The organism is Aquihabitans sp. McL0605 (genome assembly GCF_049993875.1).
Classification (GTDB): Bacteria; Actinomycetota; Acidimicrobiia; order Acidimicrobiales; family Iamiaceae; genus Aquihabitans.
Genome location: NZ_CP188252.1, coordinates 4,451,940 through 4,465,085, shown reverse-complemented (window position 1 = coordinate 4,465,085; position 13,146 = coordinate 4,451,940). Strand labels below are relative to the sequence as shown.

The 13,146-nt window shown below is 70.0% G+C and carries 12 protein-coding genes; 3 read left to right on the top strand and 9 right to left on the bottom strand.

Features of this window, described 5'->3' with window-relative positions:
* Positions 1 to 43: 43 nt before the first annotated feature.
* On the top strand, positions 44 to 2,275 hold the full coding sequence (locus ACPPVX_RS20685) for a hypothetical protein (RefSeq protein WP_426572472.1): 2,232 nt from the start codon (positions 44 to 46) through the stop codon (positions 2,273 to 2,275).
* A gap of 27 nt (positions 2,276 to 2,302) precedes the next feature.
* Here the strand turns inward: ACPPVX_RS20685 and ACPPVX_RS20680 are convergent, their stop codons facing one another.
* The 7 genes from ACPPVX_RS20680 to ACPPVX_RS20650 form a co-directional block, all read right to left on the bottom strand.
* Positions 2,303 to 2,815 carry a DUF4395 domain-containing protein gene (locus ACPPVX_RS20680; protein WP_426572471.1) on the bottom strand — a complete coding sequence of 171 codons (513 nt, stop codon included), beginning with the start codon at positions 2,813 to 2,815 and terminating at the stop codon, positions 2,303 to 2,305.
* Between the two features lie 55 nt (positions 2,816 to 2,870).
* Positions 2,871 to 5,450, bottom strand: a complete 2,580-nt coding sequence (locus tag ACPPVX_RS20675; RefSeq protein ID WP_426572470.1) for a DNA translocase FtsK — start codon at positions 5,448 to 5,450, stop codon at positions 2,871 to 2,873.
* Positions 5,451 to 5,643: 193 nt separating this feature from the next.
* Positions 5,644 to 7,305, bottom strand: a complete 1,662-nt coding sequence (locus ACPPVX_RS20670) for a ribonuclease J (protein ID WP_426572469.1) — start codon at positions 7,303 to 7,305, stop codon at positions 5,644 to 5,646.
* Positions 7,305 to 8,192: a 4-hydroxy-tetrahydrodipicolinate synthase gene (gene dapA, locus ACPPVX_RS20665; protein WP_426572468.1), complete on the bottom strand. Its 888-nt coding sequence runs from the start codon at positions 8,190 to 8,192 to the stop codon at positions 7,305 to 7,307. The genes ACPPVX_RS20670 and dapA overlap by 1 nt, the downstream gene beginning before the upstream one ends.
* 163 nt (positions 8,193 to 8,355) lie before the next feature.
* Positions 8,356 to 9,516, bottom strand: coding sequence for a ferritin-like domain-containing protein (locus ACPPVX_RS20660; RefSeq protein ID WP_426572467.1), 1,161 nt, complete (start codon positions 9,514 to 9,516; stop codon positions 8,356 to 8,358).
* A 12-nt stretch (positions 9,517 to 9,528) separates the two neighbouring features.
* Positions 9,529 to 10,167, bottom strand: a complete 639-nt coding sequence (locus tag ACPPVX_RS20655) for a TetR/AcrR family transcriptional regulator (protein ID WP_426572466.1) — start codon at positions 10,165 to 10,167, stop codon at positions 9,529 to 9,531.
* Positions 10,168 to 10,252: 85 nt separating this feature from the next.
* Positions 10,253 to 10,834, bottom strand: coding sequence for a TetR/AcrR family transcriptional regulator (locus ACPPVX_RS20650; protein ID WP_426572465.1), 582 nt, complete (start codon positions 10,832 to 10,834; stop codon positions 10,253 to 10,255).
* Positions 10,835 to 10,895: 61 nt separating this feature from the next.
* Here ACPPVX_RS20650 and ACPPVX_RS20645 point away from each other — a divergent pair, with 61 nt between their 5' ends.
* Positions 10,896 to 11,357 (top strand): universal stress protein, encoded by a 462-nt coding sequence (locus ACPPVX_RS20645; protein WP_426572464.1) that lies wholly within the window; start codon positions 10,896 to 10,898, stop codon positions 11,355 to 11,357.
* Between the two features lie 6 nt (positions 11,358 to 11,363).
* On the opposite strand, the gene ACPPVX_RS20640 is transcribed toward ACPPVX_RS20645, so the two are convergent.
* Entirely contained in the window at positions 11,364 to 12,239 is an 876-nt protein-coding gene (locus ACPPVX_RS20640) for an SURF1 family protein (RefSeq protein ID WP_426572463.1), read from the bottom strand.
* A 119-nt stretch (positions 12,240 to 12,358) separates the two neighbouring features.
* Here ACPPVX_RS20640 and ACPPVX_RS20635 point away from each other — a divergent pair, with 119 nt between their 5' ends.
* On the top strand, positions 12,359 to 12,706 hold the full coding sequence (locus ACPPVX_RS20635) for a hypothetical protein (protein ID WP_426572462.1): 348 nt from the start codon (positions 12,359 to 12,361) through the stop codon (positions 12,704 to 12,706).
* Between the two features lie 27 nt (positions 12,707 to 12,733).
* Here the strand turns inward: ACPPVX_RS20635 and ACPPVX_RS20630 are convergent, their stop codons facing one another.
* The gene (locus tag ACPPVX_RS20630; RefSeq protein WP_426572461.1) at positions 12,734 to 12,961 is read right to left on the bottom strand and encodes a hypothetical protein; all 228 of its coding nucleotides are present in this window, start codon (positions 12,959 to 12,961) and stop codon (positions 12,734 to 12,736) included.
* Between the last annotated feature and the right edge of the window lie 185 nt (positions 12,962 to 13,146).

Below are 13,146 nucleotides of genomic sequence, written 5' to 3'. Positions count from 1 at the left end.
GGACAGCCGGTAGGTTCTGGCCGTTCGACCAAGGGGGGACCGGGTGCGACGGATCGCAGTGTTGGTGGCCGCGGCCGCGATGGCCGCCGGGATGGTGTCGTGCACCAGCGACGATGCCAAGGACAGCGGGTCGACCACGACGCCGACGGGCGCGGCGGCCCTCCCGGCGTCGGAGACCGCGGGCCTCATCCCGGCCAAGGCGTGGCGCGCCCGTCAGGACGACTACCTGGCGTTCGCGTCGGGCCAGGACCTCGACCCGGGGAGCCCGCTCTCGCTGCTGGCCCACGCCACCGCCGACGAGCGCGCCGGCAAGGAGCCCGACATCGATCAGGCCACCGTCGCCGACTTCCAGCCCATCTTCGACAAGCTGGAAGCGTTCGAGGACACGGGCGACTTCGACATCAACAACCTGCTGTTCCTCTGGAAGCAGCAGCACGGCCACCTCGACCCGGACCTGGCCGCCGCCGTCAAGGAGCGGATCCTCGCGTTCAAGTACTGGTGGACCGAGCCCACCCCGAAGGGCATCGTCGACAACCAGTACTACTGGACCGAGAACCACCAGGTCATCTACCTGGCGAACGAGCTGGTCGCCGGCGAGACCTTCCCCGACGAGACGTTCACCAACAGCGGCATGACCGGCACCGAGCACGTGCAGCACGCCACCGAGCGGCTCGAGAAGTGGTTCGCATCGCGGGCGAAGTTCGGGTTCAGCGAGTGGCTGTCGAACGTCTACTGGAGCGAGGACATGAAGGGCACGCTGCTGCTCGCCGAGCACGCCACCGATCCCAAGATCGCCCGCCTGGCGTCGATGACCCTCGACATGATGTTCACCGAGCTCGCCGGCCACGTGCAGCAGGGCACCTTCGGGTCCACCCACGGGCGGACCTACCAGAAGGACAAGCTCAACGGCCGCGACGAGGACACGTTCTCCACCGCCAAGCTCGTCTTCGACAACACGCCGATCGCGTACCCCAACGCCGACAACGCCACCCTCCTCGCCACCGCGGCCACCTACCGGCCGCCCGAAGTCACCGTGAAGATCGCCAACAGCGCCGACACCGCCGTCTTCCGGACCAAGTCGAGCCTCCCCCTCGACCCCAACGCGCCCGTCGACCCCGACGTGAAGGCGCCGCTCGGCACCACCTTCGACGGCGAGGACGGCCTGATGACGTGGTGGGGCCTCGGCGCCCAGTTCCCGTGGCAGATGGTGCCCAACTCGGTGGCCACGGTGAAGGAGTACGACCTGTTCAAGACCCACAACTTCCAGCAGGCCTCGGCCCTGGAGCCCATCGTCGCCACCAGCGACGACGCCGCGCTCCAGGCCTTGGCCCACTCGCTGGCCACCCAGGTGAACCCCGGGCTGCTGTCGCAGGTCGACACCTACACGTGGCGGTCCCCCAACGTGATGCTGTCCACCGCCCAGGACTGGCGGCCGGGCCAGCGCGGCGAGCAGGACCACATCTGGCAGGCCACGGTCGACCCCGACACCTTGGTGTTCACGCAGCACCCGAGCGTCGACGTCTCCACGGCCGATGACGCCAGCGACAACAACAGCTACTGGACCGGCGACGGCGCCATCCCCCGTGCCGCCCAGCACGAGAACGTCAGCATCGCCATCTACGACCCGTCGTACGCAGGCGACGGCGGTGTGGGCAGCGGCGCCTACTCCTTCACGTACCAGGACTACACGCACGCCTTCTTCCCCACCGAGCACTTCGACCAGGTGGTCCAGCGCGACGGATGGACCATCGGCCGCAAGGGCGACGGCTACATCGCTCTCTGGTCGGCCCGCCCGACCGAGTGGCGGACGTACCAGAAGGGCCAGTTCACCCGAGACCTCACGAAGGACTTCGATCTGGTGGCGCCCGGCGGCCCGAGCAACGTCTGGATCACCGAGGTGGCCGACGCGTCCGACTACGCCGGCAACGCCGACCCGTTCGACTCGTTCGTCGAGGCCATCACCGCCACCAAGCCCAAGGCCAGCGGTTCGGCGCTGTGCCCGGCGAACGCCCGGTGCCTGCAGGCCGGCCTGTCGGTCACGTACGACTCGCCGAGCCAGGGCGAGCTCACCTACGGCTGGGATCCGGCCAAGCCCACCGCCGACCAGGTGCCGTTCACCATCGACGGCAAGGACCAGGACCTCCACCCCGACGGGCTGCGCTGGGACGCCCCCTACGCCAAGGCGAGGTTCGACGACGGGACCTACGACGCCAGCCTCGGCGGCGCCACGCTCCACCTCGACTTCACCAAGGGCACCCGCACCACGACCCGGTAGCCGGGGCCGAGGACGGCGCCGGCCCGGTCAGACCGAGAGCGGGTCGCGGCCCGGCTCGGGGATGCGGGCCCAGATGTTGCTGCACTCGACGCACACCGACTCGGGGATGACGCCCGCCTTCATGAGCAGGGCGAAGATCTGGCAGCCCAGGCAGAAGGCGAACACGCTCTCGAGCGTGGCTGCCACCGTGATGAGGGCGACCAGGACCAGCGCCACCGGGGCGTTGCCGAAGGCGAACCACGAGACGGCGGCACCGACCGACAGGGTGGCGCCGATGCCCTGGGCGAAGCGCTTGGGCGGGCCGGGGACCATCTTCGGCTCGAACGGCAGGGCCGGCGTGATGACCCGGGTGACCAGCTGGCCGAGCGGGCTCATCGTGGGCCCGGTGAGCACGCGGGCCACGAAGCCGTAGGCCAGGAGCCCGATCGCCCACGTCTGCCCGCCGATCAGGATGAACAGCGTCAGCAGGACCACCCCACCCGCCACCAGGCGCGCCGAGACCTCGTTGACCGGGTTGGGGAAGCGGAAGAACGTGCGCACGGCAATACCCTACCCAGCAGGTCAGGAATTGCCACCACCGCCGGGCGGCAGGCGCCTAGGGGATGATGGGACCGGCGACGTCGTCGGGGTTGAGGGGCTCGTCGACCCCGAGGTCTCCCCCGCTGCCGCCGCCCTCGAGCTCCTCGGGGGTCATCAGGACATCGCGGGACTTCGATCCGGTCGAGGGCCCCACCACGCCGCGCTCCTCGAGCTCGTCCATGAGGCGCCCGGCGCGGGCGAAGCCGACGCGCAGCTTGCGCTGGAGCATCGAGGTGGAGCCCAGCTGGCTGCGCACGACCAGCTCGGTGGCCTGGGCGAGCAGGTCGTCGTCGCTGTCGCCGGATCCGCCCCCGGTTCCCCCGCTGCTCGAGCCCATCGACGAGCCGCTCGCTTCTTCGCCGCTGCCCTGGACCGCTTCGTCGTAGACCAGCTCCGGCGTCTGGCGCTTCCAGAAGGCCGCGATGTTGCGAACCTCCTCCTCGGTGACCCACGAGCCCTGGACGCGCTGGGCGATCGACGAGGACGGGCCGAGCAGGAGCATGTCGCCCTTGCCGAGCAGCCGTTCGGCGCCGGTCTGGTCGAGGATGACCCGGGAGTCGGTGGAGCTCGACACCGCGAACGCCAGGCGGGCGGGCACGTTGGCCTTGATGAGGCCGGTGATGACGTTGACCGACGGGCGCTGGGTGGCGATGACGAGGTGGATGCCGACGGCTCGGGCCATCTGCGCCAGACGGCAGATCGACTCCTCGACGTCTCGGGCCGCCACCATCATGAGGTCGGCGAGCTCGTCGATGACGACCAGGATGAACGGCATCCGCTGGTAGTTGGTGACCGACTCGGCATCGGGGCCGAGGAGCTCGGCGTTGGGGTCGGTGAGGTCTCCCCGGTCGAACGCCGCGTTGTACCCGGTGATGTCTCGGAACCCGCACTCGGCGAGGAGGTCGTAGCGGCGCTCCATCTCCCGCACCGCCCAGGCCAGCGCGTTGGCCGCCTTCTTGGGGACGGTGACCACCTCGGTGAGCAGGTGGGGCAGCTTGTTGTACTGGCCCATCTCCACCCGCTTGGGGTCGACCAGGATCATGCGCACCTGGTCTGGGGTGGACCGCATCAGGATCGACGTGAGCAGCGAGTTGAGGCAGCTCGACTTGCCGGCGCCCGTGGCGCCGGCGATGAGGATGTGGGGCATGGCGGCGAGGTTGGCGAGGATGGCCTTGCCGTCGATGTCTCGCCCGATGGCCACCTCGAGGGGGTGCGTGGCGGCACGGGCCTCGGGGCTGGTGAGGATGTCGCCCACCGTGACCAGCTGCTTGCGCACGTTGGGGATCTCGACGCCGATGGCCTGCTTGCCCGGGATGGGCGCCAGGATGCGCACGTCGGGGGTGGCCATCGCGTAGGCGATGTCCTTGTGGAGGCTGGTGACCCGGGCCACCTTGACGCCGGGACCGAGCTCGAGCTCGTAGCGGGTGACGGTGGGCCCGACGGTCATGCCGACGAGGCGGGTCTCGACGCCGTGCTCGGCCAGGGCGTGCTCGAGGTTGCGGCCGGTCTCCTCGACCAGCTTGCGGTCGACGCTCTGGTTGCCCGACGTGGACAGCAGCTTGGTGGGCGGGAGCTTCCACGCCGACGGCTGGGTGCCCGGCGGCAGGGCGATCTCGAGCTGCTCGGGCGGGTTGTCCGGGTCTGGCTCGGCCACGACGGCCTTGGGCTTGCGCACCCGCTTGGGCTTGGTCTCGGCACCCGCAGGATCCTGGTCCTGGTCGTAGAAGGCGCTGCCCTTGGCCCCGTCTCGCAGGTCGATCTCGCCGGGCACCACCACGGTGGGGTCGTCGCCCTCGCCTTCCGCGGCGCGCTCGCTGCCGAGCGAGAACAGGTTGCCGAGCAGCGCGCCGGCGGAGCGGCCGACCGGTCGGGCGCCGGCGGCGACCCCCGCGGCGCTCTTGCCGACCACGTGGCGCACCGTGGTGCGGGTGATGACCAACGCGCCGGCGAAGCCGATGGCGAGGAACGCGACCGCGGCACCGACGGGGCTGATGGCAGCACGGATGGGGCCGCCGATGGCGGCACCGAGGTAGCCGGCGCCGTCGGACATGGCATCGGCCCCATCCGAGAAGGCGGGAGCGCCCCGGACCAGGTGCAGCAGGCCGAGGCCCGAGATGACCAGCAGCACGCCGCCGAAGATGTTGCGGGCGAAGGGGTGCTCGGCCGCGGCCGGGTCGTCGTCGACCACGGTGGGGTCGTCGGCGCCGGCCTCCTTGGGCAGCGGGGCGCCGCGCACGAGCAGCGCGCCCAGCACGACGAGGAGGATGGGGATGATGACGCGGGCCGCGCCCACCACGATGCCGACCCCGTCGGCGGTGCCCCGGCCGACCGGACCTCCGGCGTCGGCGTAGACGCCCATGCCGGCCACGACCCCCACGACGATGAGCACGATCCCGGCGAAGTCGGCGCCGTGGCCGCGGCTGGCGTGGGCCAGCGAATCGAGCATCCGCACGGTGAGCGGCTCGGAGGCCGGTGCCGAGGCGCGCGAGCGCGCTGAGCTGGTGCTCTTCTTGGCCGGAGGGCGCTTCGAAGACGTCCGCGAGGCGGGCTTCTTCTTGGCTCCCGACCGGTTCGGGGTCCGCTTCGTGGCAGTCACAGTGGCTACGACGCTACCCGGGGGGTCCGACACATCCGTGGAGGGTTCCCCAGGCGCTGGGAGTGCAGGTGGGGCGCCCTCGGTGGCCGGCGACGCCGCCCACCACCTCGGGCCCCGTCACCGGATGCTGGACGCGCTACCCGCAGCCGGCGGCTGGGCCTCCACCCCACAGGACCCTGGCGAGGACGTCGGCTCAGAGCGACATGACGACGGGGACGATCATGGGGCGCCGCTTGGTGCGGTCGCTCACGAACTTCCCGGCCTTCTTGCGGACCACCCGCTGGAGGGTCTCGCTGTCGTGGTCGCCCTTCTCGAGCGACAGCATGACGGCCTCGGCGATGAGGTTGCGCATCTCGTCGAGCAGCTCCTCGGCCTCGTCCGCGTAGATCCAGCCGCGGGTGATGACCTCGGGGCCGGTGATGATCTCGCAGCTGTCGTGGTCGACCGTGACGATCACGACCACCACGCCCTCCTCGGCCAGGACCTGGCGGTCGCGGATGACCCCGTGACCCACGTCGCCGACGATGCCGTCGACGTAGAGGTAGTTGGCCGGCACCGATCCGTCCTTCTTGATGCCCTTGTCGGTGATCTTGATCCGGTCGCCGTCCTCGCAGATCAGCACGTTGCTGTCCTTGACGCCCATGGTCCGGGCCAGCTCGGCGTGGGCCTGCATGTGCCGGTACTCGCCGTGGACCGGGATCATGAACTCGGGCCGGATGACCGAGATCAGCGTCTTGATCTCCTCGGCCTTGGCGTGGCCGGTGGCGTGGACGTCGTGGAGGCCGGAGTGCACGACCCGGACGCCGATGCGCGCCATCGAGTTGATGACGTTGGAGACGTTGGTCTCGTTGCCCGGGATGGGGTGCGAGGAGAGGATCACGGTGTCCTTGTCGTTCAGCGTGATCCAGCGGCTCTCGTTGGCGGCCATCTTCGCCAGCGCCGACATGGGCTCGCCCTGCGACCCGGTGGAGATGATGCACACCGTGCCCGGATCGAGGTCCTTGACGTCTTCGATGTCGAGGAGCTTGTTGTCGGGGATGGTGAGCAGGCCCATCTCCTTGGCCAGCCGCACGTTCTTCTTCATCGACATGCCGAGCGTGGCGATCACGCGCCCGTTGGCGATGGCGGCGTCGGCGATCTGCTGGACGCGGTGCACGTGGCTGGCGAAGCAGGCGGTGATGATGCGGCGGCCCTTGTTGGCGGCGATGAGGTCCTCGAGGACCTTGCCGACCGACTTCTCGGAGCGCGAGTGGCCGTGCTGGTCGGCGTTGGTGGAGTCGCCCAGCAGGAGCCGCACGCCCTCGTTCTGGGCGATGGCGCCCATGACGCCCAGGTCGGTGAGGCGGCCGTCGACCGGGGTGAGGTCGAGCTTCCAGTCGCCGGTGTGGAGGATCGTGCCCTGGGGCGTGTGGAACGCGGTGGCGAAGCCGTGGGGCACCGAGTGGGTGACCGGGATGAACTCGCAGTCGAACGGGCCGAACTTGCGGCGCTCGTTGTCCTTCACCACGATCATCTCGGTGCGGTCCATGAGACCGGCCTCGTCGATGCGGTTGGCGGCGAAGCCCAGGCTCAGGGCCGAGCCGATGATCGGGAACGACAGCTCCCGGAGCGCGAAGGCCAGGGCGCCGTGGTGGTCCTCGTGACCGTGGGTGACGATGCAGCCGACGATGTCGTCCTTGCGCTCGATGAGCCACGAGAAGTCGGGGAGGACCAGATCGATCCCGAGCATGTCGGCCTCGGGGAACATCAGGCCGCAGTCGAGCAGCATGATCTTGCGACCGATCTCGATGGCGGCGCAGTTGCGGCCGATGTCACCGAGCCCGCCGAGGAAGGTGACAGAAACAGGTTCGGACATCAGATGGGGTATCCCAGGTTGGTGAGGACGGATGCAGCGGCGTCGGCGGTGCCCTCAGGCGCAGGGCCGAGCGGGAGCCGGCACTCGCCTATGGGCACGCCGAGCACCCCCATCGCCACCTTCACGGCCTGGGAGAACACGCACGTGTCGCTGTTCATGTAGCGGTAGCTCGGCAGGAGCCGAGCATCGATCTGGCGGGCCTTGTCGGTGTCGCCCTTGGCGAACGCCTCGAACATCTCGCCTTGCAGGGCGCCGGTCCAGTGGGTGGAGACGCCGATGACGCCCACGGCGCCGTAGGCGGCGAACGCCAGGCTGAGCGGCTCGTCGCCGCTGTAGACCTCGAAGCCCGCGGGCGCCTCGGCCAGCAGCACCGCGGCGCGCGACGGGTCTCCCCCGGCGTCCTTGATGGCGACCACGTTCGGCACCTGCTGCGCCAGGCGCAGGATGGTCTCGTTGGCCAGCGCCCGCCCGGTGCGGCCCGGAACGTCGTAGAGCACCACGGGCAGGTCGGTGGCCTCGGCGACGGCACGGAAGTGCAGCTCCAGGCCCGACTGCGGCGGCTTGTTGTAGTACGGCACGACGGCGAGCACGGCGTCCATGCCCGCCTCGGTGGCGGCGCGGGTCATCTCGACGCTGTGGGCGGTGTCGTTGGTGGTGGACCCGGCGATGAGCGGCACGTCGACCGCGTCGCGCACGACGCGGAACAGCTCGATGCGCTCGGGGTCGGTGAGGACCGCGCTCTCACCGGTGGTGCCGGCCAGGACCAGGGCATCGTTGCCGTGCGCCACCAGCCACTTCGCCAGCGTGCCGGCGGCCTCGGTGTCGAGGGAGCCGTCGGCCGCGAAGGGGGTGGCCATGGCAGAGATGACCGCGCCGAACCGAGCCATCAGATCGATCCCGCGGAGGATGCACGCATGGCTCGAACCCTACCGGCCCCACCCCCGGCCCTTCCGCAACGGTTCGGGACGCGAGGGAGGGACGGCCTGGTGGCCGTCCCTCCCTCGGTGGCCGACGATCGCACCGTCGGCCCGGTTCCCCTGCCGGTGACGGCTAGGCGCTGAGGGATGCGGCCGATGCCGACAGCTCGGCGTCGCCCAGCGCGAACGCCTGGTACTCGTCGCTGGTGTCGGTGAGGTCCTCGAACTGGATCACGCCCAGCTCCTCGAACTTGTGCCGGAGCCAGCCGTCGTTGCGATTGAGCAGTCCGAGCTTCTTGCAGTTCGGGACGATCTTGGTGAACAGCATCTGCTGGAACAGGAGGCGGTTGGGGTTCTCGATCAGCAGCGGCAGGACCTCCTTGGGCTTGAGGCCCATGCGCTCCCACACCTCCTGCTGCATGAACCGGTCGCGCATGCGCACGGCCGCCTCGAAGGCGAACTCCTGGCGCTCGAACATCTCGGCGTCGGACAGGTCGGCGTAGTACTCCTTCAGCGACAGCACGCCGAAGGCCACGTGGCGGGCCTCGTCGCTCATGACGTAGCGCAGGAGCTGCTTGAGGAGCGGCTCGGTGGTCATCTGGTGCATGAACCCGAAGGCCGCCAGCGCCAGGCCCTCCACCATGATCTGCATGCCCAGGTACGTCATGTCCCAGCGCGAGTCCCCGATGATGTCCTCGAGGAGCAGGCCCAGGTGCGGGTTGAGGGGGTAGTGGCCGTTGAGCTTGGTGTCGAGGTACTTGGCGAAGACCTCGACGTGGCGGGCCTCGTCCATCACCTGCGTGGACGCGTAGTACTTGGCGTCGATCCACGGCACGGTCTCGACGATCTTGGCGGTGCAGATCAGCGCCCCCTGCTCACCGTGCATGAACTGGCTGAGGCTCCAGTTCTGGAACTCCATCCCGAGGTTCATCCACTCGTCGTCACCCCAGTTGGCGAACGGCGTGTGCCTCAGGTCGACGTCGCCGAAGCTGCCGAGCGCCATGTTGTCCTTGGCCACCTGCTCCTGATCGACCACGGTGTCCCAGGGGAGGTCGGTCTCGCCGTTCCACATCGAGACCTTGGCCTTCTCGTAGAGCTTGTTGAGAGCCGGCCGGCTGCCCTTCTCGTAGTCCCACGTGAAGATGGCGTCGGAGTTGTCCTTGACCACGCGGATGGCCTCGTCGACGTCGGGCGCCGACACCGACAAGATGGCTTCGAGGTCGTTGAGCTCGGCTCGACCGATGAGGTCTTGGTTGGTCGATGCCGAGTTGGTCGGTTCCGTGCTGGTTGACATGAGCGTGGCTCCTCAGGTGCTGGGACGGGTGGGGACGATCTGCGCGGCGAACGCCGGGATCAGGAAGCGATCGACCAGGCCCCGGGCGTCGCCGATGACGGCGAGGTCGAGGTCGGCCTGGGGGTTGAACAGGTAGGTGATGAACAGGCGGGCCCCCCACTCGGCGGCCCAGGCGGCCCGGTCGGCGGGCAAGAAGCGCTCGAGGTGCGGGCCCACGGCGCCGGCGGTGTGCCGGTACACGAGGTCGACCTGGCGGAAGCCGAGGAACGGGAGGAACAGCTCGGGCTCGTGCTCGAGGATGAACTGGGCGCCGTCGTGGTCGCGCACCAGGCGGGCGGCCACCACCATGGCCCGGGTGAGGGCATCGGCCAGCTCGTCGGCCGCATCGATGGCATCGAGGATGGCACCGAGGTAGGTCTGGAGCTCACGGGCGGCGAGGGCGTGGAACAGGTGCTGCTTGCCGCCGGGGAAGGCCCGGTAGAGGGTGGCGCGCGAGCAGCCGGCCTCCTTGGCCACGTCGGCGAGCGCCGTCTTGGACACGCCCCAGCGCGCCACGAGCACGAGCGCGGCATCGAGGATCCGCTCGGTGGCCTCGGATCCGGCCGCCGGCGCGTCGGTGTCGACGAGGCGCAGCGCAGGGACCGAGGTCATGGTGAGACACTAAGATGGTAAATGTCTCATCGTCAACGTGTTCCACCCATGACCTTGGTCACAGCGGCGGCCCCAACCGCGGGCCTCAGGTGGCCAGGACCGCGGGCTGCACGATGGCCACCAGGAGCTCGTCGCGGACCAGGTGGCGCACCGAGTCGGGATCGGTGAGGTCCCACCGGCCCTCGGCCAGGATGAACGACAGGCCCATGCGCGCCAGCCAGTCCCCTGCCTCCAGCGGGTCGACCCCGGGCAAGAGATCCACCTGGCGCAGCTTGTCGGCCAGGTAGTCGCGCAGCACCGCCTGCACCTGCGGCGCCGACTGGGTGAGCTGGGGAAGGAGCCGCTCGGGCTCGGTCTCGAGCACCTTCTGGAGCACCACGTGATCGTCGACGGCGCGGTGCGCGTGCATGAGCGCCTCCTCCACGAGCGTGGGGAAGTCGGGGGCGTCGTTCACCGCCAGGGCCAGCTCGTGGAAGAACTGGCTCACCGCCCAGGTGATCGACTCCCCGATCAGCTGCTCCTTGCCGTCGGGGAAGTGGCGGTAGACGGTGGCCCGCGCCACCTTCGCCTCGCGAGCCGCGTCGTCCACGGTGGTCTTGGCGATCCCGTACCGCCCGAGGCACACGACGGTGGCCCCCAAGATCCGCTCCCTGACCCCGTCGCTCACCCCGCCACGCTACCCAGGCGCCGGCGCGCACACGAGGGAGCGACGCGCGAGCATGACCTGCATGTCGACCGTGCTCCTCGCAACCGATGGCTCCGATCTGGCCACTGCCGCCATGGCCCAGGGCATCGCCATCCTCGGCCACGACCACACGTTCATCACCCTCGCGGTCGTGACCCCGGCGTTCGTGCCCACGGCGTCGGTGAGCCCGATGGACACCCACCCCACGCTGGTCGATCCGGTGCTCGAGAAGGAGCTCGAGGACGAGCAGCGCGCCACGAGCGACTCCGAGATCCACGAGCTCGACGCCGCGCTCGGCATCACCGCCGAGCACCTGGTCAAGACGGGCGAGCCGGGACCCACCATCTGCGACGTGGCGGCCGACACCGGTGCCAACGTCGTGGTCATCGGCACCCACGGCCACGGGTGGTTCAAGCGGGTGATGATGGGGTCGGTGAGCACGCACGTGCTGCACCACGCGCCCTGCCCGGTGCTGGTGATCCGCACCGCGGAGACGCACGACTAGCGACGATCAGCCGGAGGGGTCACCCGTCGGGGCCGCCGGGCTGACCAGCTGCGCCCCGTCCTCCGGGTCACCGCCATCGGGTTCGGCCTCGTCGGCCGCCGCCGCGTCGAGTGCAGCGTTGCGCTCCTCGCGCTCGATCTCCCGGGCCCGCCGCCGCAGGATGAGCGGGTAGATGATCAGCGTCATCAGCGAGAACGAGAACCACTGGAGCGCATAGGAGAGGTGCGGCCCCTCGTCGAGGGCGGGGGCCGGGACCGGCTCGGGATCTGCCGCCCTGATGGCGGGCTTCTGGACCTGGAGCTGCAGGACGTACGGCAGCAGGTCCTCGTCGACCTGCTGGTCGAGCCGGGCGACGTCGGCCCGGGCCAGGTCGGTGAGCGTGCCGGTCTTCGGATCGACCGAGCCGAAGCTGCCGCGGGTCTCGGTCTCGCGCACGAGGCCCGTCACCGTGACCTCCCCCGTGGGCGCTGCGAAGCGCTTCGGCACGGCGTCGTACTCGCCGCTGTTCGAGATCCAGCCGCGGTTGACCACGAGGGCGGTGCCGTCGCTCAGGCGCAGCGGGGTGAGGACCCACGAGCCCGGGGCGCTGTCGTTGCTGCGCCCTCGCACCAGGACCTGCTGGTCACCGAGGTAGGTGCCGGTGGCCGTGGCCCGCCGGAACTCGAGCCCGCCGACCTTGCCGTACTGCCCGGGAGCAGCCAGGTCGCCGGCCTGGGCGACCGGCTCCTCGGAGCGGGCCGTCACGCGGGCGTTGCGGTCGCGCTTCTCCTGCAGGCGGTGCAGCTGCCAGATCCCGAGGTTGATCATGATGACCACCAGGCTCAGCACGAAGATGTGCGAGAGGATCCACTTGGGACGGAGGGCGAACCGGTACCGCGACATCGCCACGGAGGCTAGGCACGCCACCCCCCGCACCCGAAGTCGGGGCGGCCGCCATCTGTCACTCGCCCCTCGATCGGTCTCCGGTCGACCGATGGCTCGCCGGTTCGTAGCCTGCCGGGATGGTCGACACCCCGATGAGCAGAGCCTGCACCACCTGCGGTGCCGAGGTTCCGGCGCACCGATCGGTCTGCCCGGTGTGCTCCTCGATCCAGCCCGCCGAGGCCGCGCTCGCCACCGACGCGACCGCAGTCCCTCGCACCGTGATTCGCCCGGGTGCTCCGGGAACACCACTCGTCGATGCCGGCCCTGCGGTGGAGGTCGGCGCCGGACCTCAGACCGCCCCGTCCGCCCCCCCGCCGCCAAAGATCCGTGACACCGCCACCGTCACCCACCACCGGCTGCCCTACCTGCTGGTGGTGCTGGCGGTGGTGATCGTCGCGGCCATCGCCGCGTTCGCGCTGCTCTGACCCGCCGCCTCGCCCGTCTTCGACCGATCAGCGATCGGCCGGCGGGTGGTGCGTGTCGCCGGACCGCTCGACCTGGGTCCGCACGCCGCTGTCGACGAAGGTCCGGCCCTTGTGGCCCATCTCGAGGTCGTCCTCGGCGTGCTTGGCCGTTGCCTTGATGCGCTGGCCCAGCGCTTCGAGGCGGGCCTTCTCGGCGGCGATGTCGAGGTGGTCGTGGTGCTCTGTTGGTTCGGGTGCCTGTTGGTTCTCGCTCATGCCCTCCGGTACCCACCGAGCCCGTCTCCGAGCCACGCGGTCAAGCCCAGGGCGGCCCGTCGGTGACCCTGGTTCCTGGCCCGGCCTCGGGGGTCAGACGGTGGGGAGGGTCTGGCCCTCGAACTGGGCGCGGCGGTCCTTCTTGGACGACCCATCGTCCGGGTCCACGTTCCGTCCACGAACGT